The organism is Lysobacter sp. cf310 (assembly GCF_900114355.1).
Taxonomy (GTDB): domain Bacteria; phylum Pseudomonadota; class Gammaproteobacteria; order Xanthomonadales; family Xanthomonadaceae; genus Lysobacter.
Map to the genome: position 1 here is coordinate 583,527 of NZ_FOSS01000003.1, position 22,163 is coordinate 605,689.

Sequence of the window (22,163 nt, forward strand, 5' to 3'; positions counted from 1 at the left end):
AGCGCGGGTTTTCAGCGGCAGTGCAAGAGGTGTTTTCCACTAGGCGGAGACGCTATTCAGTGATGCGCGGACTATCTACGGATAATGCGTGCCATATCACACTAATAATCACCAAACCCCGCAACATGAATATCAAAAATAAGAATTACTAACTCACAATCTAAGCAAGAGCGGACACCACTGGTATTTGCCTTCACGACGAACGCGAACGTCGCGTACGAGCCGCTCCCTCGATGCCCAAGCGCCAGCGTCCTTGCTCGTGGGCCTGAAGACGGACCGCCCCCCGCCCGCTGCGGCGCTATGCCGCACCCGTCCCGCACGGCCGGCCCGGTATCATGGTTGGGATACCCCTGTCGGACCGGCCATGTTCAATCGCACCACCGTCCTCGTCCTCGTCGCCGCGCTGGCCGCTGCGCTCGGCCTGTGGGCCGCACAACGCCACTTCGGTACGGCCGCGCCTTCGCAGTGGCCGCAGACCCAGGCCGTGCGCCTGTTCGCGCCGCCGCGCGAGCTGCCGGCCTACTCATTGCGCCAGTCCGATGGCACCGCCTTGGTGCCGGGCGAGCTCAAGGGCCACTGGACCCTGGTGTTCCTGGGCTTCACCCATTGCCCCGACATCTGCCCGACCACCCTGGGCGAGATGGCGCAGGCGCAGAAGCAGTGGGCCTCGATCCCGGAAGCGCTGCGTCCGCGCGTGCTGTTCGTGTCGGTCGATCCGGAACGCGACACGCCCGACCGTATCGGCGAGTACGCCCATGCCTTCCACAAGGACACCCTGGCCGCGACCGCGGATCTGCCGGCGCTGGAGCGCTTCGCCAAATCGCTGAGCATGGTGTTCGCCAAGGTGCCGCCGCCCGAAGGCGTGCCGGCCAATCAGTACTCGGTCGATCACAGCGCCTCGATGGCGGTACTGGACCCGCAGGGCCGCATGGCCGGACTGATCCAGCCGCCGCTGGATCCCAAGGCCATCGCCGCCGACATGGCCGCCCTGACCGAGGCCATGCCGTGAGCCTGCTGACCACCTTCACCTACGTGCTGCCGCACCGCGCGCTGTCGTCGATCGCGCGCGCCCTGGCCTACTCCAGCCGCCCGGCGGTCAGCCAGTGGCTGATCGATACGGTCACGCGCAAGTTCGGCGTCGACCTGTCCGAGGCGGCCGAATCCGATCCGCGCGCCTACCCGACCTTCAACGCCTTCTTCACCCGCGCGCTCAAGCCGGGCGCGCGCGTGGCCGATGCCGATCCGCGCAGCCTGCTGATGCCGGCCGACGGACGCATCAGCCAATGCGGGCCGATCGTGGACGGCGACATCTTCCAGGCCAAGGGCCAGTCCTTCACCGCCGCCGAGTTGCTGGGCGACGATGCGGCGGCCGAGCCGTTCGAGAACGGCGTGTACGCGACCGTGTACCTGTCGCCGAAGGACTATCACCGCGTGCACATGCCCTGGGCCGGCACCCTGCGCGAAACCGTGCACGTGCCGGGGCGTTTGTTCTCGGTCGGTCCGGACGCGGTGCGCAACGTGCCGCGCCTGTTCGCGCGCAACGAACGCCTGGTCTGCCACTTCGATACCGACTTCGGCCCGATGGCGGTGGTGATGGTGGGCGCGCTGCTGGTCTCCGGCGTGGAAACGGTGTGGAGCGGCGTCGAGATTCCGCGCTACGCCGACACCGTGACGGTCAAGGACTATCGCGGCGCCGGCATCGCGCTGGACCGTTTCGCCGAAATGGCCCGCTTCAACTACGGCTCGACCGTGATCGTGCTGCTGCCGCCGGGCGTGGCCACGCTGTCGCCGACGCTGGCCGCGGAGACGGCGGTGTGGCTCGGGCAGGCGCTGGCCACTCGGACCGACTGAAGACGCCGGCGCGCCAACCCCTCTCCGCAGCGGAGAGGGGTTGGGCCAATACCAACAAACTCAGTAGATCGGCGTAGCCACATAGGCCATGCCGGCGCCGGTCTGCGGATTGATCGCTTGTCCGCTGATGCGGCCGAAATCGTCGATGTCGGTCGCGGTGGTCAGGCGCGGGCCGTCGGCCGGGAAATCCGCGATCAGATCGCGCAGACGATGGACGCCGCCATCGCGCCACAGCACCGCATCGCACGCCGACATGCTGGCATCCGTGCAGGAACGGCCCACCGCGTGCCGCCACAGGTTCAAGCCGTTGGCCTGCGCATTGAGATGGCCGGCCAGCTTCGGCAGCGCGCGCATGCCGCCATGGCGCGTCCACAGGAACGCGCCCCAGTCCGGCGCGCCTTCGTCGGTGAGCGACTGATTGCCGAAGCCGACCACGTCGCCCTGCGGATTGATCGCCATCGGCGTGTTCCAGGCCGCGCCGCCGATATCACCCAGCACCGTCGGTTTGCCGCGCTCCCACAACACTGCGCGTATCGCGCTGAACTTGCCGACCGCGTCGTCGCAGATGCCGGAAATACCGACCACCTGGCCGCGGTCGTTGATCGCGGTGGCGGCGCTGACCGTATCGCCAGCCGCCACCACCGGCGGCAGCTCCTTGATGCGGTTACGGCGCGGTTCCCACAACGCGGCGCGGAACTGGAACTTCTGCGGCAGCGTGCAGCCGACCGGGTCGCGCACCGTGGTCTCGGCCCAGCCCACGACCTGGCCGAAATTGTTGGCGCCGGTGGCGAAGCCATGGGTGCCGCCGAAGGTCGGCAAGGCCCGCATATGCCCGTCCTCCCAGACGAAGCCCAGGCATTGGTAGCGCGGGCCACCGGCCGGTCGCGCCAGCAGGAAGGCCGAGCAGCTCCAGTCCTCGTTCTCGCTGTCGATCACATTGGTTTCGGCGATGCCGGCGATGATGCCGCGCACGTTCTTCACCGGCCAGACCACGGCGCTCTGACGCTCCGGGCTGCCCAGGGTGCCCAGGTCGGTGATCTGCCGGTTGCGCCAGAGCACGGCGTGACGATGCGACGGCGCCGGCGAGGTAAGCGTCGACCGGCCGGCGACCCAGCCCAGATCGTTGATGCTGGTGGCGGTGCTGGAACCGCCCAGCGACGGCAGGTAATCGATGCGGTAACGCGGCGGCGCGGCCTGGGCGGCGCCGATGGCGAACAGACTCAGACTCAACAGCGAAACGGGCAGCGAGAGCTTCATGGCGGGCTCCTTCGGGCCGAGCGCGGTCGTCGCGATGCGCGAGCGCGATCGGCGTGGATGTATCGACGGTGATGCGATTACGCGCCGGCGGCGCAGCGTCTGTATGCGCTGGGTTACGGCCGATTACTCGCCGTTTTCGGACGACTTCCTGTCGCGTGGCGCATGCGAATCTTCAGGCGTCGCCCGGAACAGGAAAGATGTGCGCAGCCTGCGGATTGACGCTGCGTGAAACAGCGATTGGAGCGGTGTCGGCTCACTCACTCCCAACGCATCGACCGCGCCAGCTGGCGGATCGGCGCTCGCTACGATGAATCGGCCTGCGCGCACGCAGGTGCCACGGCAAAAGCCGGGCACTCGCGGAAACGCCATGAGCGCCGGCCGCCGCGCGCAGGCAATCGCACCCGGCGGCCGATCGTCAGCAGTCCTGCCGGCGACGCGCGCCGGCAGGCGCTACATCGAGCGCGCGGCCCGTTGGCTTTGCTGCTGCTCCTGCTGCTCGGTCTGCGGCGCGGGCACGGCGCCCAAACGCTGTTGCAGTTCTTCGCTGCGACCGCGCAACGCGTCGGCCAGGGGCATCGAGGCGATCCGGCGACCGGGATCGCTCAGTTCGCCCTGCACTACCAGCACATTGGGCTCCTGCCCGGGCGGCGAACGCCCGAGCATCACGTGGTCGATGCGGTCGAAACGGTGCTGCGCGGCCAGGCAAGCCACGTTGAGATCCAGGCATGCGCGCGCATCGCCGCTCACCGCGCCCAGCTGAGCGTCCAGGCCGCGGCCCTGATCGCGTGCCTGCCGCAACAGCGGATGGTCCGCGCGCTCGGGCGCCACCGGCGCATCCACGTCCAGGCTTGCGCGCAGTCCGGGCGCGCGCGGGTCCACGTGCAGCAGTTGGCTGACGTTGCCGTCGCGGGCCAGGTTGAGGTCGGTGGTGCCGTCGCGGTTGCGCACGCGGCTGAGGTCGTTGCGCGCGACCTCCGACCACTGCCCGTCCAGATAGGCGCGGCCGGGTCCGTCGCGATTCCAAAGCACGAAGTCGTCGCCCTGAGCGTACAGCCCGCCGGTGGCGCGGTTGCGGCCCTCGGCCTGCGGGCGGCCGTAGGCGTAGCCCGCGCCGCGGTCCAGGGCATCGATGAACGCCGGCGCCTGTTCCTTCTGCAGGAACAGCTCCTTGATGGTGGTGTACTCGGCGCGCTGGTTGGGACGGGTCGCGTCCTGGCCCAGCTGCGAAGGATTGGCCAGCGGATCCGCGAGTACGCCCTGCCAGGCGGTATGCAGGGGGCTGCGCGCATCGGCATTGCGTAGTGCGACCACCACCTCGGCCCCGGCCAGGGTGGCGTCGCGGCCGGACTCCATGTAGTCGCCGTTGGCGCGCAGCATGCGGCCGATGGCCTGATTGACGTCCGCGACGCTGTCGTGGGTGCCGTTGTTCATGTCGCGCAACAGGCCCGGCGCCCAGCGATCGCCGCTTTGGTTCTCGACCTTGGCGACCATGGCCGCCAGACGGATCTGATCGTCCGGTGTCGAATTGCGGAACAGCGCGGTCTGACGCACCTGCGCCAGGGTGCCGGTCATCAGCTCCTCGACCTGGGCCGCGTCGCGATCGTGGATGTAGGTGACGCCGGCATCGGAGCGCAGGAAGGTATTGAGGTTGCGTTCGATGCGCGCGTCCATCGGCCGGCCGTTCTGCGCGTCGATGGTGTCGCCGTTGCGGGCCAGGTCGGCGGCGGTCTGGCGACGCTCGGCCGCGCTGAGCGCGGTGCCGGCCGGCTGGGTCGCGGCCCAGGCCTGGTACGCGTCCAGCAGGGACGGAATCACTTCCGGGTGCTGGCCCAGATCGGTCTGCAGGGTGCCGATGGAATAACCGCTGTTGCCTACCGGGGACATGCGGCCGGTATCGGCGTCGCGGTTGCCGGCGAAGGACAGGCGCGTGGATACGTCGCGCCCGCCAATGCTGCCTTCGGACCCCACGCCGATGGCGAAATACGCCACGGCGCGCAGTTCGGCATCGGTCAGCGGGCGCGGCGTGGCGGCGGCGGGTGCTACTTGGTCTGCGGGTACGTTCATCGCGTCGCCTCCTTGGCGTGATCGCGCTCAGTCCTGTTCGGCGTCTTCTTCGCAGCCGCTGGTGTCGTCGGGCACGGCCTGGCCGGCCCCGGCTGGGTGCAGTTTCAGATAAGGCCGGTAGCCGTCGCCGGACTTGCGGTACCAGCCCAGCGCGGCGCCTTCGCGCGCCAGGTAGGCCGATGCTTCGCCATAGTTCGGGCAGGTGGGGATTTTGCCACCGGCCTCGCCTTCGCTGCACAGGCGCAGATACAAACGGCCGTCGCGCAGCTCGCCCTGCAACTGGCCGTTGTCCCCGCGCGCGCGGGTGCCGTCGTCCCAGCGGCCGCTGACGCCGTTGCCGGACTCGACCAATTCCAGGTGGGCGCTGTGCTGCCAGCCGCAGGACTGGCGATAGGCCCACTGGCCCGAGAATTCTTGCTTCGGCGCCGCCACGACGGGTGCGACCGCAGGTGCGGCGGCGGGCGCGGGCGCAGCGGCGGTCCGCTCGGGAGTCGCCGCCTCGGCCGGCTCGACGGCAGCGCTGTCGGGGCTGGGCGACTTGGCGGCGCAAGCCGGCAGCGCCAATAAGGCGGCTAAGGCGAAAACGCTGAAACAACGTCCTGTAAGCATGGGGCCACCGAGGCTCCTGTCGGTGGCTCAGTAGTAGCACGAGGCTCGGACCGACGACAAGGCAGAGCGAAGGCGCACAAAGCATGCCGCTGACGGCCGCTCACCCGAGTGCGGCAATGCCTGCGCGACGACGGACGCTCGTCGCCCGCGCGACCCGCGCAGCCGCCGTGGATCGAGGTGCCGCCGCGGCGATCGCGGCGCCGGCCATGCGAGCAGGCGCGGCTATCGGCCCTGCTCCAACTCGCCCAAGTTGCGCTCGAACCTCGCGACCAGGGCCGGGTCGGCGTCCTTGCGGTGCTGGTCGAGAAAGCGCCGCAATTCGCTGCGGTATTCCTCGACGAACTCGGGATTGTCCGGACTCGCCGCCAGTTGCGCGGCGGCCCTGTCCACCGGCCCGCGCGCCTGCGCGACCGCCCAGCGGCGTCCGTAGTCGGACTCGTCGCTCATGATCGCGACGTTGCGTTCGAAGCCCGGCACGTACTTGACCACGAAGCGCTGCCCCTGCGGCGGCAGCAGGATGGTGTTGCGGATCGGATAGATGCTGGCCGACATGGTGTCGAACTCGAACTTGACGTCGCGCCCGTCCGCGGTGCGCAGCACCGCCCAGTAATCGGAAATGTACTGGTCGTTGAGGGTGGAGTTGGTCAGCTCGGAGTGCACGATCACCGCCGTGCCGCGGCTGCCGTAGGCATTGAGGAACCAGGCGTTGAGGATATGGCCGGTGAAGATGTTGAGCTGACCGCCGATGAACGCCGCCAGCAACAGCAGCATCCAGCGCGCCTTTCCGGTCCACCGCAGCATCAACAGGCTCGCTGCCAGCGCCAGCAGGACCAGCGCCAACCACGACCAGAACGGATGGTGCGCGAGCGCGTAGAAGAACCCGGAAAGTACGATCATGAGGCGAGAGCGATCCGTGGTGGGCCGCACTCATATTCGCATCGTCGTACGACCTATTGCACCGGATTCGGTATCGGGGCTGGGCAAAGACGGCATCGCCGCAGAAAACGGCGATGCCGCCGCCTAGACGCCCGCGGTCAGGGCGGATCGCAACAGGCGATGCACGAACCGCCCGAAGCGCGTACGCCGCTGCGCCGCTGCGCCGATCAGCAGTATGTACAACAACACGTCCGCGATCGATCCTTGCATGCTCCGTTTCGACATGGCGCTCCCTGCCTTGAACGACGACGTTTCGTTGCGGCGGTCGCTCGCCGCTGTGTCGCTCGTTTATAGGGCGAGGCCGTAGCCGGTACAAGCCGGCAAGCCCGTGTTTGCGCCGAGCCGAATAGCGGCGATGTAAATCAGCCGCACTGCTTGTAGACAGGTGGCACTGATTGCGTGCTCACGCGCTTTAGCGCTCGCGCACAGACAAGCCGATCCAGGTCTGCGCCAGCCAGTAAGTCGCCAGCACCACCACGCTCGCGCTCGCGAACGGTGCGGCGAAACGGTCGATCGCCAGGCTGGCGTCGGAGATCACGAAGCTCAGGCCGCCCAGGGCCGCCAGCGCGGTCGCGCGCGTGCGCTGCCGCCACCACAGCGCCGCGGCCTGCGCGGCCATCGCCGCCAGCACCGCCACGTAGACCACGACCGGTACGCGCAGCTCGCTCGGCAGATGCGGCCACAACACCGCCAGCACGGCGGCGGCGAGCGCGGCGTAGGCCAGGAACGGCCACAGCGCCGCGAACGCGCGCGCCCGGCGCGTGAACGCGACCAGATAGGCCAGGTGCGCGCACAGAAAGCTGCCCAGCCCGAACACGAACCAGTCGCCGGGCAGCATCAGGAACACGTCGCCCAGGGTCGACAGCGCCAGGCCGATCAGGATCGCGGGCCGATACGTCGGGGCGCCGGTCCGCATGCGCCAGACCATCGCCAGCACCAGCAAGGTCGCGCTGGGTTTGGCTAGGTAGTGCAGCCAGGGCAGCGGCGCCATCGCACCGACGATCGCGAGCACCGACGCCAGCGCGATGGCGGGCAGCCAGTAGCGTGCGCCACCGTCGCTGGATTTCGCCCTGTCGATCGTATCGGTCGGTCCCACGCCCTGCCCCTCCACTTACGATGCGGTCTGTCGCTGTTCGATCATCGCCTGCATGTAGCCGCGCAGTCGCCCTTCGCAGCGACGGGTTGCGACGTCGATCGAAGTTTCGGCGGCCGCGCGCGATCGTTCCATCGCCGCCGCCGAACGTTCGGCGTCGCCGCGCAGGCCCGCGGCCAGGGCCTGCAGGCGCGGCATCAGATAGGGAGCGTCGCGTTGCACCGCCGGCGCGAGGCCGATGGCCTCGATATGACCGGCATCGCCGCTGGCCATGCTGCGGCAGAACGCGATTTCGGCCCGCAACAGCGGCAGGAAGCTGCGACTCATCGCGACCAACAGGGTTTCGTCGAGCGCCGACACGCGGCGGTTCAAGGCACGCTCCAAGGCGTCGACCCGCCGCCATTCCCCGAGATTCTGCAGCGCCTTGAGCCGGAACCATTCGTCCAGCAAAGGCAACACGTCGGCGCGCTCGGCCAGCACGCGCAGCTCGCTCTCGGGCAATTCGTCGGCGGTGACGCCGCGCAAGGACCGGCCTATCAGCCGCATCCATACCTGCCCGGGATCCTTCTGCGCGTCCGCGGGCCAATGCCGCAGCTGCAGCAACTGCAGTCCGTCCGAGGCCAGGGATCGGCTCTGGTAGGGCAGCAGATTGGCGCCGAAGCCGGCGAAATTGAGCAGCGCGAGCGCGATGCACAGCAGTTGCCAGGACGAGGCTGCCATCGTCGCCAGCATCGCCCCCAGGGCCAGGGCCAGCGCGAGATTCGCCAGCGGACCGCCCAGCAGCATGACCGCGCAATCGCGGCGCGCAGGCCGCTCGGGATCGGGGAACGCGAGCACATACCCGCCGACCTCGCGCGCGTACTCGCTACGGCACCGGCGCAAGCGCCAGCCACCGACCACCGCCCGCAACTCGATCGGTCCGATGGCCACGGCGAGTACGCTCATGCGCCGTATGCGCGCGCCCAGGTAGTGGCCGAACTCGTGCACGGCGAGCGCCAGGTACACGGCCCCGAAGAACAGCAGCCCCCAAGCCAGCACCGCCGACAAGCCGGACAGCGGTTCGACGATAGAGCTGCAGGTCACGGCGGCGCCGAAGACGCTCACGGCCACCAGCGTGCCCGCCAGCGTCTCCATCACCCGGTTCAGCCGCGGCGACCAGGACCAGGGCGCCGTCGCGCCCTGGTCCGTCTGCTTTTCGTCAGCGGCGTCCATGCCGACGGCGCTTACTTGCAGCCGTCGATCTTCAAGGTCTGGCCCGGGCGGATCGAATAACGAGGCGCCTTCAGGCCGTTACGCTTGGCCAGTTTGCCGGTGTCGCACTGGAACTTCTGCGCGATCGAGGTCAGGGTTTCGCCGCGCTGCACGCGATAGCTCTTGGGCTTGTCTTTTTCCTTGGCCTTGGGCGGGTCCGGCGGCGCCGGCGCGACCGCGACCGTACCGTCCTCGCCCGCCGCGGTGGAGGTCACCATCGTCACCGGACCGGTGCGCACGATCGCCGTGCTCGGATCGCTGAGCATCAGGGTGCGCGCCAGATCGGCGCGCGCGCCCTGCACGCACCAGCGGTTGTACAGGCCGACGATCTTGGTGGTGGCGTTGAGACTGGTGCCGGTGGGCAGATAGCTGTCGGCCTGGTAGCGCGGATTGAGATTGCGCAGCACGCGCATGTAGCCGTCGCGGGTGCCGCCGTTGCCCAGGCAGATGGTCAACTGGTAGATCGAGCTGGGCTGGCTCAGGCGCAGGTTGGCCGGCTTGGGATCGACCTTGGGGAAGCTCAGGCCGTATTCCTTCGGGTGCAGGAACAGCCAGGCCGCGGCGATCACCATCGGCACATAGTCGCGGGTTTCGGGCGGGAACTGGTTGTAGACCGACTCGTCCCAGAAATTGCGGCCGCCGCTGGCGTTGAACACGCGCTGGGCGCGGCCCTCGCCGCCGTTGTAGGCGGCCAACGACATCTCGATGCTGTTGTTGAGCGCGGCCATGCGTTCGTTGAGGTATTCCGCGCTGGCCTGGGCCGAGGCGCGCGCGTCGTAGCGGGTGTCGAAGCCGGTGCCGTCGTCGCCCAGGCCGAAACGCCTGCCGGTCGCGTACATGAACTGCATCGGGCCGGCCGCGCCGGCGCGCGAGGTCGAGTGCACGCGGCCGTTGGATTCCTTGGCCATGATGCCGAACAGCAGCGCTTCGGGCAGGCCGGCGCGCTCGTACTGCGGCCACATCATCTGGCGCATGTACTGGTAGTTCTCGTGGCTCTGGATCAGCGAGCCGCGCATGTCGGTCAGCCAGCGGCGGATGCCCGCCTGCACGGCCGGGTTGTACTGCACCATCTTCACGAAGCGCTGGCCGTCGGCGTTGAGCAGGGCGGCGGCGCGCGCGGCCTGGGGCACGTCGGCGGCCAGCGAGCCGTCGGTGTCCAGCAGGGTCTCGTCTTCCTCGTCGCCGGCGTCGGCGCGCGATTCGGCATCGGCATTGGCCTTGAGCAGACGCTTGTAGCTGGTCAGCATCGTGGTGAGCTGGCAGCCCTTCTGCTTGTTGCAGGCGGTGATCACGTCCTCCATGTCCTCCAGCGCCGCGTCGCTGAGCTTCTGGCCCTCCGGATCGGCGTTGCGGATCTGCACCAGGGCGGCGCGGTACTTGGCCTCGGCGGCCTGCATGCGCTGGTTCAGGGCGTCGACGGCGGCCTGGTCGCGCTTGGACAGGGCCGAGGCATCGAAGGACAGCGCGGCCAGCGCGAGGACGGCGACGGGCGCGAAGGCGCCGGAAAGACGGACAAATGGGGGCATGGACGACAAGGGCAGCGAAGGGTCCAGGCAGGGTAGCCGCGGGGTCCATGCGGGGCAAGGAAGCGTGAGCGCGCGCACCTTGCCGGTTCATCTGGCGCGGGCCGACGCCGACACGCCGATACCACGCTGCCGCTAGAATCGACCGATCTTCCAACGGACGCGGACATGGACTCGACGCAGAACGCCATCCTCCTGGGCAAGGCGGTGACCACGCCCGAGAGCGGCCAGGTCTACCTGCAGGCCAAGCTGGGCAACCGCCACGGCCTGGTCGCCGGCGCCACCGGCACCGGCAAGACCGTGACCCTGATGACGATCGCGGAAGGGTTTTCGCGCCTGGGCGTGCCGGTGTTCCTGGCCGACGTGAAGGGCGACGTCGCCGGCCTGGCCGTGGCCGGGACCGCGAACGACAAGCTGCTGGCGCGCGTGGCCGAGCTGGGCGTGCCCGATTGGACGCCCGAGGCCAGCCCCACCGTGTTCTGGGACCTGTTCGGCAAGCTCGGCCATCCGGTCCGCACCACCGCCAGCGAGATGGGCCCGACCCTGCTGGCGCGCATCCTGGAGCTCAACGACACCCAGTCGGGCGTGCTCGACATCGTGTTCAAGCTCGCCGACGACCGCGGCCTGCTGCTGCTCGACCTCAAGGACCTGCGCGCGCTGCTGGCGCTGGTGGCGGAGGAGCGCAAGGACATCTCGACCTCCTACGGCCTGGTCAGCACCCAGTCGGTGGGCGCGATCCAGCGCGCCCTGCTGCGCCTGGAGCAGGAGGGCGGCGACGCCTTCTTCGGCGAGCCGGCGCTGGAGCTGACCGACCTGATGCGCACCGCGCCCAACGGCCGCGGCCTGATCAACATCCTCGCCTCCGATCAGCTGATCATGAAGCCGCGTCTGTACTCGAGCTTCCTGCTGTGGCTGCTGTCGGAGCTGTTCGAAAACCTGCCGGAAGTGGGCGATCTGGACAAGCCCAAGCTGGTGTTCGTGTTCGACGAGGCGCATCTGCTGTTCGACGACGCCCCGCCGGCGCTGCAACAGCGCGTGGAACAGGTGGTGCGCATCATCCGTTCCAAGGGCGTGGGCGTGTATTTCTGCTCGCAGTTCCCCGACGACGTGCCCGACGACATCCTCGGCCAGCTCGGCAACCGCGTGCAGCATGCGCTGCGCGCGTTCACCCCGCGCGATCAGAAGGCGGTCAAGACCGCGGCCGAAACCTTCGTGCCCAACCCCGCGCTGAACGTCGCCGAGGCGATCTCAAAGCTCGGCACCGGCGAGGCCCTGGTCTCGACCCTGCAGGACAAGGGCGTGCCGATGCCGGTGGAGCGCACCCTGATCGCGCCGCCGCGCTGCCGCATGGGTGCGATCACCGAGGCCGAACGCGCGCAGGTGCGCGCCGGCAGCCCGGTGGGCCACAAGTACGACACCGCGATCGATCGCGAATCGGCCGCGGAAATGCTGGCCAAGCGCGCCGAGACCGCAGCCACTCAGGCCGAGGCGCCGCCGGCCAAGACCCGCGAACAGGACGAAGCCGAGCAAGGCGGCTTCGGCCAGGCGGTCAAGGACGCGGTGTTCGGCACCAAGCGCCGCCAAGGCATGGTCGAAACCATGGCCAAGCAGACCGCGCGCACCGTCGGCAACCAGATCGGCCGGCAGATCCTGCGCGGCCTGCTGGGCGGCATCTTCGGCGGTCGCAAGTAAGCAGCGCCGCCCTTCCCTTCAATCGCATCGCCCATGTCCGTTTCGATCGTCAACCAGGAGCGTGTCCGTATGAACCCGAAGTTGCTCGTGCTCGCCAGCGTCGCCCTGATCGCCCTCGCCGGCTGCGAACCGCAGAAGCCGGCCGAACCCGCCGCCGATGCGCCCAAGGCCGAAGCCGCGGCCGCGCCGGCCGCCGCGCCGGAACCGGCGGCGCCGGTCGCGCCCGCGTTGGATCCCAAGGCCTTCGCCGGCACCTTCAGCGGCACCCTGCCCTGCGCCGACTGCCCGGGCATCAACACCACGCTCGAGCTCAAGGCCGACGGCAGCTACGCCGTCGCCACCAATTACCAGGACCGCAAGAACAGCGAGACCAAGGGCGACGGCACCTGGACCGCCGAGGAAGCCGGCCAGCGCATCCGCCTGGACCCCAACAGCAAGAGCGAGGAAGACAGCCTGTACCAGGTGGTGTCGGCCGACGAGATCCGCGCGTTGGACAAGGAAGGCAAGGCCATCGACAGCCAGGCCAACCTCAGCCTCAAGCGCCAGGCCGGCGCGCTGTAACGACGCATGGGCCGATGGCGACCTCCCGCGGAACACAGCACCGCCCTGATCACGCGGGAGGGCCACGCCCGGCTCAAGCAGGAGCTGGACCAGCTGTGGCGCGTCCAGCGCCCTGAAGTAGTGAAAGCCCTGGCCGCCGCGGCGGCCGAGGGCGATCGCTCGGAAAACGCCGAGTACATCTACCGCAAGAAGCAGTTGGGCGAGATCGACCGCCGCGTGCGCTATCTGAGCAAGCGCGTGCCCGCGCTGCGCGTGGTCGAGACCGCGCCTTCCGACCCGGACGCGGTGTATTTCGGGGCCTGGATCGAAGTGGAGAACATCGCCGACGGCGAACTGCAGCGTTACCGCATCGTCGGTCCCGACGAGACCGACGCACGCCTGGGCCACATCAGCATCGATTCGCCGCTGGCGCGGGCGATGCTGAAGAAGCGCGTCGACGACGAGTTCGAAGCGGCCCTGCCCGGCGGGGCGGCGCGGTTCGCGATCGTGGCGGTGGAATACCAGGACTGAGCAATAAGGGCGCCAGCCAGAAGCCTCAGCCCTCCGCCTCCAACTCCGCGTCGATCAAGGCGTCCGGGCTCGGCGTCTCTTCCATATACACCGGCGCCGACTTGCTCGAGAGCTTGCGCTCCGGGTCGTAACGGTAGGCCTCGTCGCCCTTGCCGCTGTCGTTGACGCGGCCGCGCTGGACGATGCGCGCGCCGGTCAGCAGGTTCCAGCTGAGCTTGAAGGTGTCGTGGCTGTTGGTGCGGCTGTAACGCTCGGCATCCAGGCCGATCAGGCGCATGCGCTTGGTCTGCGCGTCGTAGCGATATCGATAGGTGGTCGCGGTGGCGGTGGTGCCGCCGGTGAGGTCTCCGACGATCAGCACGCCCTTCTTGAACGACAGCGAGGCCGAACCCAGCGGCGCGACCTCGAGCGCGGCTTCGCCCGCAGGCGAATGGCCCCAATCGAATTCGTCCTTGTAGCCCAGCATCAGCTTCAGCAGGCGCTTCTCGTCGTTGCCGCCGACGTAGACGGTGTCGCCGATGCCGTCGCCGTTGAAGTCGCCGTCCAGGCGGGTCTCGACCTGGGAGTCGTCGGGCAGATAGTCCACCAGCATGCTTTGAGTCATCGGCTCCAGCTTGGGCTCCTGCGCCCCCGCCGTGCCGACGAACGCCAGCGCCAACCCCATCCCCACCCACATCGTCTTGCTGCGTTTCATCGTCCGTCCCCTGTGTCAGTCCCTTGCGCGCAATCCTACTCCCGCGCCGCTTCCCAGATTCACGCAAAAGCGGCGCCGCGCAGGCCAGGGCGGGATGGCCGGCCTACGACCGCGCGCCTAAGATGGCCGCAGACGCGGACGACACCGGAGACCGGGTTTGGAATTCGACGCCCAACTGCGCGGCCTGCTCAGCGCGATCGCGATCGGCGTGCTGATCGGGGTGGTGCGCGAGCGCGCCCACCTCGGCGACAGCACCGCCGTGGCCGGCGTGCGCACCCATTCGGTGGTCGCGATCGCGGCCGCCGTGGCGGCGCTGCTCGGTACCGCGGTGTTGGCGGCGCTGGTGGTGGTGGTCGGCGCGCTGGCCCTGGCCAGCTATCTGCATACCCGCAACGACGACCCGGGCCTGACCGGCGAGGTCGCCCTGCCCGCGACCGCGCTGCTGGCGGCGTATGCGCAGAGCGAACCCGCGCTGGCCGCCGGCCTGGGCGTGCTCGTGGCCGGCTTGTTGTTCGCCAAGCGGTCCTTGCAGGCCTTCGCGCGTCGAGTGGTGTCCGAGCGCGAACTGCAGGACGCGTTGCTGCTGGCCGCGGCGGCGCTGATCGTGCTGCCGCTGCTGCCCGACGCCGCGGTCGATCCCTGGGGCGTGCTGGTGCCCTCGGCGCTGTGGCGCCTGGTGGTGCTGGTGATGGCGGTGGGCATGCTCGGTCATATCGCGCTGCGCAGCGTCGGCGCGCGCTGGGGCCTGCCGGTGGCCGGCTTCTTTTCCGGCTTCGCCTCTTCGACCGCGGCGGTGGCCGGCTTCGGCGAACGCAGCCGCAGCGAGGCCGGCCTGACTTCGGTGTCCGCGGCCGCGGCCCTGCTCGCCAATCTGGCTTCGCTGGCGCTGTTCGCGGGCGTGATCGGCACCGCCGCGCCCGCGCTGCTGCGCGCTTGCGCGTGGCCGCTGGCCGCCGCGGCGATGGCGCTGACGATCGCCGCGGCGCTGGGCCTGCATCGCAGCGGCGGCAGCGATGCCTTGCCGAAGGCGCCGCCCGCGCGCGCGTTCCGCCTGAGCCAGGCCCTGTTGCTGGCGGCGGTGATCGCGGCGGTGCTGTTGCTGTCGGCGTGGATGCGCCATCTGTTCGGCGACGCCGGCGCGCTGATCACCGCCGTGCTGGTGGCCCTGGCCGAATTGCATGCGGCCGCGGCCAGCGTGGCCCAGCTGACCCAAGCCGGCGATCTGAGCCTGGACCACGCGCGTTGGGGCGTGGTCGGCCTGCTCGCCGCCAGCGCCGCGGCCAAGACCGTGCTGGCCTTCGCCAGCGGCAATCGCCGCTACGCCCTGCACGTCGCGGCGGGCCTGCTCGGCATGGCCGCGGCCAGCGCCGCCGCGACCTGGGCGACGGCGTGAGCTAGCTCAATCCTCGAACGCGACTTCGCCGTAGAGGTCGTGTTCGTCGCTGCCCAGGATCTGCACGTCGACGAACTCGCCCGGCTGCAGGCCGGCTTCGAAGCCGTTCTGGATCTGGACCAGGCCGTCGATGTCCGGCGCATCGCCCATGCTGCGCGCGATCGCGAGCTCGCCGTCCAGCGCGTCGACGATGCAACGCTGCACGCTGCCGACCTTGGCCTCGAGCTTGGCCGCCGAGATCTCGGCCTGGCGCTCCATGAAGCGCGCCAGACGCTCCTGCTTGACCTCTTCGGGCAGCGGATCGGGCAGCGCGTTGGCCTGGGCGCCGTCGACCGGCGAATAGGCGAACGCGCCGACGCGGTCGAGCTGGGCCTCGTCGAGGAAATCCAGCAGCTCCTCGAACTCGGCCTCGGTCTCGCCCGGGAAGCCGACGATGAAGGTGCTGCGGATGGTGATGTCGGGCGCGATGCCGCGCCAGCGCTGGATCCGCTCCAGGGTCTTGTCGACCGCGCCGGGACGCTTCATCAGCTTGAGCACGCGCGGGCTGGCGTGCTGGAACGGAATGTCCAGGTACGGCAGCAGGATCGGCATGCCGTTGGCGCCGGTCTGCGCCATCAGCGGAATGATGTCGTCCACGTGCGGATAGGGATAGACGTAGTGCAGGCGCGTCCACAGGCCGAGCTCGCCCAGGCCTTCGCACAACGCCTTCATGCGGGTCTGGTAGGTCTTGCCGCGCCATTCGCGCTCGGCGTACTTCACGTCCACGCCGTAGGCCGAGGTGTCCTGCGAGATCACCAGCAGCTCGCGCACGCCGCCCATGGCCAGCTTCTCGGCTTCGCGCAGCACCTGATCGACCGGACGCGAGACCAGATCGCCGCGCATCGAGGGGATGATGCAGAAGCTGCAGCGGTGATTGCAGCCTTCGGAAATCTTCAGGTAGGCGTAGTGCTTGGGCGTGAGCTTGACCCCGATGCCCTCCTCGGCCTCGAACGCGCGGCGCGGCACCAGGTCGATGAAGGGATCGTGCTTGGGCGGCAGTGCGGCGTGCACCGCGGTCATCACGCTGGCGTAGTCCTGCGGGCCGCTGATCGAGAGCACGTCGGGGTGGGTCTCGCGGATCAGCTCCGAGCGCTTGCCCAGGCAGCCGGTGACGATGACCTTGCCGTTCTCGGCGATCGCCTCGCCGATCGCATCCAGCGATTCGGTCACCGCCGAATCGATGAAGCCGCAGGTGTTGACCACCACCACGTCGGCGGCGTCGTAGCTCTGGACGATGTCGTAGCCCTCCACGCGCAGCTGGGTGAGGATGCGTTCGGAATCGACCAGGGCCTTGGGGCAACCGAGGCTGACGAAACCGACTTTGGGATTGGCTAGGGACATGCGTGCGAGGGCCTGGCGGGACGCTCGGGCGCGCATGCGCGCGGGATCGGGCGTACTGGCTGAGTAATGGAATGCGGATGCCCGTGGGCAGGCGCGGAACGGAGGCGAAACCGGCGCGGGCCGCCGCCGGGGTCGCGAATTATAGCCCCGGCGCTAAACTGGACTCGATTCCCGCAGCTGAACGGAGGCCGCCATGGGCCAGTGGACCGATCTGGACACCCCGCACGGGCCGGTCGCGGCCTGGCGCGCCGACCCCACCGGCCCTTCGCGCGGCGCGCTGGTGCTGCTGCAGGAGATCTTCGGGGTCAACGCCCACATCCGCAGCGTCGCCGACCGCTTCGGCCAGGCCGGCTACACCACCCTGGCGCCGGACCTGTTCGCTCCGGTCCAGGCGCATATCGAGCTGGGCTACGACAACGAGGCGGCCGCACGCGGGGGCGAACTGCGCAATGCGGTCGGTTTCGAGCGTGCGGTCGAGATCGCCGGCGCCGCCGCACACCGCCTGCAGGACGAAGGCCTGCGCACCGGCGCGGTGGGGTTCTGCTGGGGCGGCAGCCTGGCCTTTCTGTGCAATACCCGCCTGGGCCTGCCGGCGGTGAGCTATTACGGCGCGCGCACCGTGCCGTTCCTGGGCGAGCCGACGCGCGCGCCCATGGTGTTCCACTTCGGCGAGCGCGATGCCAGCATCCCGCCCGAGGCCATCGACGCCCACCGCGCGGCGCTGCCGAACGCGCCGATCTACCTCTATAACGCCGGCCACGGCTTCAACTGCGACCTGCGCCCGGATTACCACGCCGACAGCGCGGACCTGGCCTGGAGGCGTACCCTGGACTTCTTTGCGGACGCGCTGAAATGAATCCCTGGCACCTGCATCCGCAACTGGCGGACGACACCCACCCGGTCGCGCAGTTCAAGCTGTGCGAACTGCGCCTGATGGACGACGCCAATCATCCCTGGCTGATCCTGGTGCCGCGCATCGAGGACGCGGTCGAGCTGATCGATCTGAACGAGGCCCAGCAGACCGAGCTGATGCGCGAAGTCGCGGTCGCCAGCCGTGCCCTGCAAAAGGCGTTCTCGCCGCACAAGCTCAATGTCGCCGCGCTGGGCAACCTGGTGCCGCAGCTGCACGTGCACGTGATCGCGCGCTTCCGCGAGGACATCGCCTGGCCGCGTCCGGTCTGGGGCATGGCGACCGCGCAGCCGTATTCGCCCGAAGCGCTGATCAGCCGCATCCGGCGCCTGCAGGACGCGCTGGCGGCGTGAGCGCGCATGCGCCGCTGGCGCTGGCGCTGGCCGACGACGCCTGGTTGCTGCGCTACGCCGACGGCGATGCCACCGCCATCGACGATGCGATCAACGCGCGCGTGCATGCCGACGCGGCGCGCCTGCGCGCGAGCGCGCCAGCGTGGTTGCGCGATCTGGTGCCGGCCTACGCGAGTCTGGCGGTGTTCTTCGACCCGGCCGCGATCGACGCGGAGCGCGTGCGCGAGTGGTTGCATGACCGCCTCAGTGGCAGCGCTTCGACCATGGCCGTCGCCGCGGCGCGCGAAATCGAAATTCCCGTCGTCTACGGCGGCGAGGACGGTCCCGATCTTGTAGCGGCCGCCGCCGAACTCGGCCTGACGCCGCAGCGCTTGATCGAACGCCACGCCGCCGGCGAATACACCGTGGCGATGATCGGCTTCGCGCCCGGTTTCCCTTATCTGTCGGGCCTGGACCCGGCGCTGGCGCTACCGCGCCTGGCGACGCCGCGCACGCGCGTGGCGGCCGGCAGCGTCGCCATCGGCGGCGCCCAGACCGGCATCTATCCGCGCGACAGCCCCGGCGGCTGGCGCATCCTCGGGCGCACGCCGCTGCGCTTGTTCGACCCCGCGCGCGAGCCGCCGACCGCGCTGCTGCCGGGAGACCGCGTGCGCTTTCGCGCCATCGATGCCGCCGCCGCGGCGGCGATCCGGGACCCGCCGGCATGACGCGCGTCGTCGAGGTCGTAGCGCCCGGCTTGCTGAGCACGCTGCAGGACCTGGGCCGCGACGGCTGGCGCCATCTCGGCGTGGCGCGCGCCGGCGCACTGGATCCGGACGCCGCGCGCCTGGGCAACCGCCTGGTCGGCAACGCGCCGGAGGCGGCGGTGCTGGAACTGACCCTGCACGGCCCGACCCTGCGCTTCGACGCGCCGTTGCGGATCGCCTTGACCGGCCGCTGCGTGGTGGCGCGTTTCGACGGCATCGCCTTGCCGATGGGGCGGCCTATCGACCTGCCCGCCGGCACTTTGAGCCTGGGGGCGGTGCGCGATGGCGCGCGCGCCTGGCTCGCCGTCGACGGCGGCTTCGCGGCGGCGCCCGTGCTGGGCAGCCGCAGCACCGACCTGCGCGGCGGCTTCGGCGGCCACGAGGGCTGCGCCTTGCGCGCGGGCGACCGGCTGGCCCTGGTCCCCGGTTCGATGTTCGCGATCGAGACGCCGCGCATTCCCGGTTGGTGGGCCGATCCGGAATTCGACGAGCACCGCGACGCGCCCGTGCGCTACTTGCCTTGCAACGATGCGGCGGCGGCCGCCTTGGCCAGCCGGGCCTGGCAGGTCAGCGCCGCCAGCAACCGCCAGGGCCTGCGCCTGCACGGCGCGCCCTTGACCGGCGCACGCGCGGGCGGCCTGTCAGAACCGGTGGCGCCCGGCACCTTGCAACTGCCGCCCGACGGCCAGCCTATCGTCTTGCTGGCCGACGCCCAGACCGTCGGCGGTTATCCGCGTTTGGGCCACGTCATCGCCGCCGACCTGCCGCGGCTGGCGCAACTGCCTCCGCACGCCACGCTGCGCTTTCGAGCCTGCACGGCCGCGCAGGCCCAAGCCGCCGCGGCCGAAGCGCGGGCGCGGCTGCAGCGTTTGTATTTGGCGCTGGAACGCCCGCTGGCGCGATTTCTGTCCGCCGCCACGTGACCGGCCGAGCCGCGAGGCTCGCTCTCTGTGGGAGCGGCGTAAGCCGCGAATGCGTCACCTCAAGCTACGGTGTCAGTGATTCGCTTCGCGTCCATCGAGCCGCGACGCAAGCGTTGTAGCGCGATCGCGGCTTACGCCGCTCCCACATTGGCCCGCGCGGCACGTTGCGATGTCCACACCACACCGCGACCACGCTCTCATCGCACACGACTTCGGGCACTGGTTGCTGCCGGCGCGACATGCTTAGCATGCCCGCTCGACCCCGCTCCGGAGAGTTCGCATGCGTCCCGTCCGTCTGCTGTCTCTGTCCGCCTGCATCGTGCTCGCGCTGGTCGCGTGCAAGGCGCAGACGCCTGCTACGCCCGATGCCGCCGCCCCGGCCGCCACGGCCACCGCCGCCGCCAACGCCGACTGGCAGCCCGCGATCGACGCCTTCATCGACGGCTACTTCAATCACTACCCGACCGCCGCCGCCAGCGCCGGCAAGCACGAATTCGACGGCAAGCTGCCCGATTGGTCGCCCGAAGCCCTGGCCACCACCGGCGCCTGGCTGGAGCAGCAACGCGCCAAGCTGGCCGCGTTCGGCGACGACAAGCTAGACCCCGATCAGCGCTTCCAGCGCGAGTACGCGCTGTCGGTGATCGACGGCCAGCTGTTCTACCTGAAGGATTCCGGCTTCCCGAACAAGAACCCGGCCTTCTACGCCGGCGACCTCTCGCCGAGCATGTACCTCACCCGCCCCTACGCGCCGCTGCCGCAACGCATGGCCGCGTTCGCGAGCTATCAGGAAGCCCTGCCCAAGGCGGCCGAGCAGATCCGCGCCAACCTCAAGGGCCCGCTGCCGGCCAGCTACATCGAGTTCGGCAACATCGTGTTCGGCGGCCTGGCCGAGTTCTTCAAGAACGACGCGCCCAAGGCCTTCGCCGAGGTGCCCGATGCCGCGCTGCAGGCGCGTTTCAAGGCCTCCAACGCCAAGGCGATCGAGGCCATGCAGGGCCTGTCGGACTGGCTGACGGCGCAGAAGCCACAGGCCACCCAGGACTATGCGATCGGCGCCGAACGCTTCGCCAAGATGCTCAAGGCCACCGAACGCGTCGACCTGCCGCTGGACCGGCTCAAGGCGATCGGCGAGGCCGACCTGGCGCGCAATCTGGCCGCGCTCAAGGCCGCCTGCGATCAGTACGCCGCCGGCCAGACCATCAACGCCTGCATCGACAAGGTCAATGCCGACAAGCCGCAAGGCGGCGCGGTCGAAGGGGCGCGCGCGCAACTGGTCGACCTGCGCAAGTTCCTGGTCGAGAAGGACCTGGTCACCATCCCGGGCACCGAGGAAGCGCGCGTCGAGGAAGCGCCGCCGTTCAACCGCACCAACTTCGCCTACATCGAGATTCCGGGCCCGTACGAGAAGAACCTGCCCTCGGTCTACTACATCGCGCCGCCGGATCCGAAGTGGCCCAAGGCCGAGCAGGACGCCTACGTGCCGGGCAAGGCCGACCTGCTGTTCACCTCGGCGCACGAAGTCTGGCCGGGCCACTTCCTGCAATTCCTGCACGCCAACCGCTCGCAATGGAAGTTCGCTCAGCTGTTCGTGGGCTACGCCTACGCCGAAGGTTGGGCGCACTACACCGAGGAGATGATGTTCGATGCCGGCGTCGGCGGGGCCACGCCCGAGATTCACATCGGCCAGCTCAGCAACGCCCTGCTGCGCGACGTGCGCTTCATCTCCGCGATCGGCCTGCACACCGGCGGCATGACCGTCGCCCAGTCCGAGCAGATGTTCAAGGACAAGGCGTTCCAGGATCCGGGCAACGCGCGCCAGCAGGCCGCGCGCGGCACCTACGATCCGGGTTATCTGAACTACACCCTGGGCAAGCTGATGATCATGCAGCTGCGCGAGGATTGGACCGCCAGCCGCGGTGGCCGCAGCGCCTGGAAGGCGTTCCACGACCAGTTCCTGAGCTACGGCGGCCCGCCGGTGCCGCTGGTGCGCGCGCAGATGATGGGCGGCCCGGCCGAAGCCAAGCTGTGGCAGGCGCCGGCGGCGGCATCCGCTCCGGCGGCCGCGCCGGCTGGCGCCGACAAGCCGCAGACCGCGCCCGGCACCTGAACCCGCGCGCCGGGCCGCTGCGGCGGCCCGGCGCAAGCGGCCGCGGCGCCCAGCTTGGTGGCACACTGGGGCCTCACTCGGGGGAGCGATCTATGAGACCGAATATCGTCGGAGCGATCGTGCTGATCGTGCTCGGCACCGTGTTCCTGCTCGACAACCTGGGCCTGGCCGACATCAGCCTGGGGCGGCTGATCCGGACCTGGTGGCCGGCGATCCTGATCGTGGTCGGCCTGGGCATGCTGTTCAGGCCGCACCGCAAGCGCCACGACACCTGAGGTCCGCTGCGGCGCCGCTTTGAGGCAGAATCGCG

Annotated in this window: 22 protein-coding genes; 13 read left to right on the forward strand and 9 right to left on the reverse strand. The window is 69.6% G+C overall.

The window, feature by feature from the left end; genetic code table 11:
- Positions 1-364 precede the first annotated feature (364 nt).
- Entirely contained in the window at positions 365-1,009 is a 645-nt protein-coding gene (locus tag BMZ45_RS13900) for an SCO family protein (RefSeq protein ID WP_091637118.1), read from the forward strand.
- Positions 1,006-1,851 carry an archaetidylserine decarboxylase gene (gene asd / locus BMZ45_RS13905; RefSeq protein WP_091637119.1) on the forward strand — a complete coding sequence of 282 codons (846 nt, stop codon included), beginning with the start codon at positions 1,006-1,008 and terminating at the stop codon, positions 1,849-1,851. The genes BMZ45_RS13900 and asd overlap by 4 nt, the downstream gene beginning before the upstream one ends.
- 60 nt (positions 1,852-1,911) lie before the next feature.
- On the opposite strand, the gene BMZ45_RS13910 is transcribed toward asd, so the two are convergent.
- Positions 1,912-3,108, reverse strand: coding sequence for a hypothetical protein (locus BMZ45_RS13910; RefSeq protein ID WP_091637120.1), 1,197 nt, complete (start codon positions 3,106-3,108; stop codon positions 1,912-1,914).
- Here BMZ45_RS13910 and BMZ45_RS21845 point away from each other — a divergent pair.
- Positions 3,107-3,337, forward strand: a complete 231-nt coding sequence (locus tag BMZ45_RS21845; protein WP_139215514.1) for a hypothetical protein — start codon at positions 3,107-3,109, stop codon at positions 3,335-3,337. The two genes, BMZ45_RS13910 and BMZ45_RS21845, sit on opposite strands and share 2 nt — an antisense overlap.
- Before the next feature lie 221 nt (positions 3,338-3,558).
- Here BMZ45_RS21845 and BMZ45_RS13915 read toward each other — a convergent pair whose 3' ends face one another.
- The 6 genes from BMZ45_RS13915 to BMZ45_RS13940 all read right to left on the reverse strand — a co-directional run bounded on the left by BMZ45_RS13915 (position 3,559) and on the right by BMZ45_RS13940 (position 10,587).
- Positions 3,559-5,172 (reverse strand): XVIPCD domain-containing protein, encoded by a 1,614-nt coding sequence (locus BMZ45_RS13915; RefSeq protein WP_091637121.1) that lies wholly within the window; start codon positions 5,170-5,172, stop codon positions 3,559-3,561.
- Between the two features lie 27 nt (positions 5,173-5,199).
- Positions 5,200-5,604 carry a hypothetical protein gene (locus tag BMZ45_RS13920; RefSeq protein WP_139215515.1) on the reverse strand — a complete coding sequence of 135 codons (405 nt, stop codon included), beginning with the start codon at positions 5,602-5,604 and terminating at the stop codon, positions 5,200-5,202.
- 399 nt (positions 5,605-6,003) lie between these two features.
- A complete protein-coding gene (locus BMZ45_RS13925) occupies positions 6,004-6,678 on the reverse strand; it encodes a hypothetical protein (RefSeq protein ID WP_091637123.1) in 675 nt (224 codons plus the stop codon).
- Positions 6,679-7,129: 451 nt separating this feature from the next.
- Positions 7,130-7,813 (reverse strand): lysoplasmalogenase, encoded by a 684-nt coding sequence (locus tag BMZ45_RS13930; protein ID WP_254776645.1) that lies wholly within the window; start codon positions 7,811-7,813, stop codon positions 7,130-7,132.
- Between the two features lie 15 nt (positions 7,814-7,828).
- Positions 7,829-9,022: a site-2 protease family protein gene (locus tag BMZ45_RS13935; RefSeq protein WP_091637124.1), complete on the reverse strand. Its 1,194-nt coding sequence runs from the start codon at positions 9,020-9,022 to the stop codon at positions 7,829-7,831.
- An 11-nt stretch (positions 9,023-9,033) separates the two neighbouring features.
- Positions 9,034-10,587 carry a transglycosylase SLT domain-containing protein gene (locus BMZ45_RS13940; RefSeq protein WP_091637125.1) on the reverse strand — a complete coding sequence of 518 codons (1,554 nt, stop codon included), beginning with the start codon at positions 10,585-10,587 and terminating at the stop codon, positions 9,034-9,036.
- A 165-nt stretch (positions 10,588-10,752) separates the two neighbouring features.
- Between BMZ45_RS13940 and BMZ45_RS13945 the strand changes: the two genes are divergently transcribed.
- From BMZ45_RS13945 to greB, 3 genes are all read left to right on the forward strand, one after another.
- On the forward strand, positions 10,753-12,276 hold the full coding sequence (locus tag BMZ45_RS13945) for a helicase HerA-like domain-containing protein (protein WP_091637126.1): 1,524 nt from the start codon (positions 10,753-10,755) through the stop codon (positions 12,274-12,276).
- 69 nt (positions 12,277-12,345) lie between these two features.
- Entirely contained in the window at positions 12,346-12,837 is a 492-nt protein-coding gene (locus BMZ45_RS13950) for a copper resistance protein NlpE (RefSeq protein WP_139215516.1), read from the forward strand.
- 6 nt (positions 12,838-12,843) lie between these two features.
- The gene (greB, locus tag BMZ45_RS13955) at positions 12,844-13,347 is read left to right on the forward strand and encodes a transcription elongation factor GreB (protein ID WP_091637128.1); all 504 of its coding nucleotides are present in this window, start codon (positions 12,844-12,846) and stop codon (positions 13,345-13,347) included.
- Between the two features lie 25 nt (positions 13,348-13,372).
- On the opposite strand, the gene BMZ45_RS13960 is transcribed toward greB, so the two are convergent.
- On the reverse strand, positions 13,373-14,041 hold the full coding sequence (locus tag BMZ45_RS13960; protein ID WP_091637129.1) for a hypothetical protein: 669 nt from the start codon (positions 14,039-14,041) through the stop codon (positions 13,373-13,375).
- 157 nt (positions 14,042-14,198) lie between these two features.
- Between BMZ45_RS13960 and BMZ45_RS13965 the strand changes: the two genes are divergently transcribed.
- The gene (locus BMZ45_RS13965) at positions 14,199-15,434 is read left to right on the forward strand and encodes a DUF4010 domain-containing protein (protein ID WP_091637130.1); all 1,236 of its coding nucleotides are present in this window, start codon (positions 14,199-14,201) and stop codon (positions 15,432-15,434) included.
- A gap of 6 nt (positions 15,435-15,440) precedes the next feature.
- Here the strand turns inward: BMZ45_RS13965 and rimO are convergent, their stop codons facing one another.
- Positions 15,441-16,814: a 30S ribosomal protein S12 methylthiotransferase RimO gene (gene rimO, locus BMZ45_RS13970; protein WP_091637131.1), complete on the reverse strand. Its 1,374-nt coding sequence runs from the start codon at positions 16,812-16,814 to the stop codon at positions 15,441-15,443.
- 193 nt (positions 16,815-17,007) lie between these two features.
- On the opposite strand from rimO, the gene BMZ45_RS13975 reads away from it, so the two are divergent.
- The 6 genes from BMZ45_RS13975 (at position 17,008) to BMZ45_RS14000 (ending at position 22,128) form a co-directional block, all read left to right on the forward strand.
- Positions 17,008-17,670, forward strand: a complete 663-nt coding sequence (locus BMZ45_RS13975) for a dienelactone hydrolase family protein (protein ID WP_091637132.1) — start codon at positions 17,008-17,010, stop codon at positions 17,668-17,670.
- Complete coding sequence (locus BMZ45_RS13980) at positions 17,667-18,077, forward strand: HIT family protein (RefSeq protein ID WP_091637133.1); 411 nt, start codon at positions 17,667-17,669, stop codon at positions 18,075-18,077. Before BMZ45_RS13975 ends, BMZ45_RS13980 begins: the two co-directional genes overlap by 4 nt.
- Positions 18,074-18,784 (forward strand): 5-oxoprolinase subunit PxpB, encoded by a 711-nt coding sequence (gene pxpB / locus BMZ45_RS13985; RefSeq protein ID WP_091637134.1) that lies wholly within the window; start codon positions 18,074-18,076, stop codon positions 18,782-18,784. The genes BMZ45_RS13980 and pxpB overlap by 4 nt, the downstream gene beginning before the upstream one ends.
- Positions 18,781-19,746 carry a 5-oxoprolinase subunit C family protein gene (locus tag BMZ45_RS13990; RefSeq protein ID WP_091637135.1) on the forward strand — a complete coding sequence of 322 codons (966 nt, stop codon included), beginning with the start codon at positions 18,781-18,783 and terminating at the stop codon, positions 19,744-19,746. The genes pxpB and BMZ45_RS13990 overlap by 4 nt, the downstream gene beginning before the upstream one ends.
- Before the next feature lie 280 nt (positions 19,747-20,026).
- Positions 20,027-21,853 (forward strand): DUF885 domain-containing protein, encoded by a 1,827-nt coding sequence (locus BMZ45_RS13995; protein WP_091637136.1) that lies wholly within the window; start codon positions 20,027-20,029, stop codon positions 21,851-21,853.
- Positions 21,854-21,945: 92 nt separating this feature from the next.
- The gene (locus tag BMZ45_RS14000) at positions 21,946-22,128 is read left to right on the forward strand and encodes a LiaI-LiaF-like domain-containing protein (RefSeq protein ID WP_091637137.1); all 183 of its coding nucleotides are present in this window, start codon (positions 21,946-21,948) and stop codon (positions 22,126-22,128) included.
- Positions 22,129-22,163 lie beyond the last annotated feature (35 nt).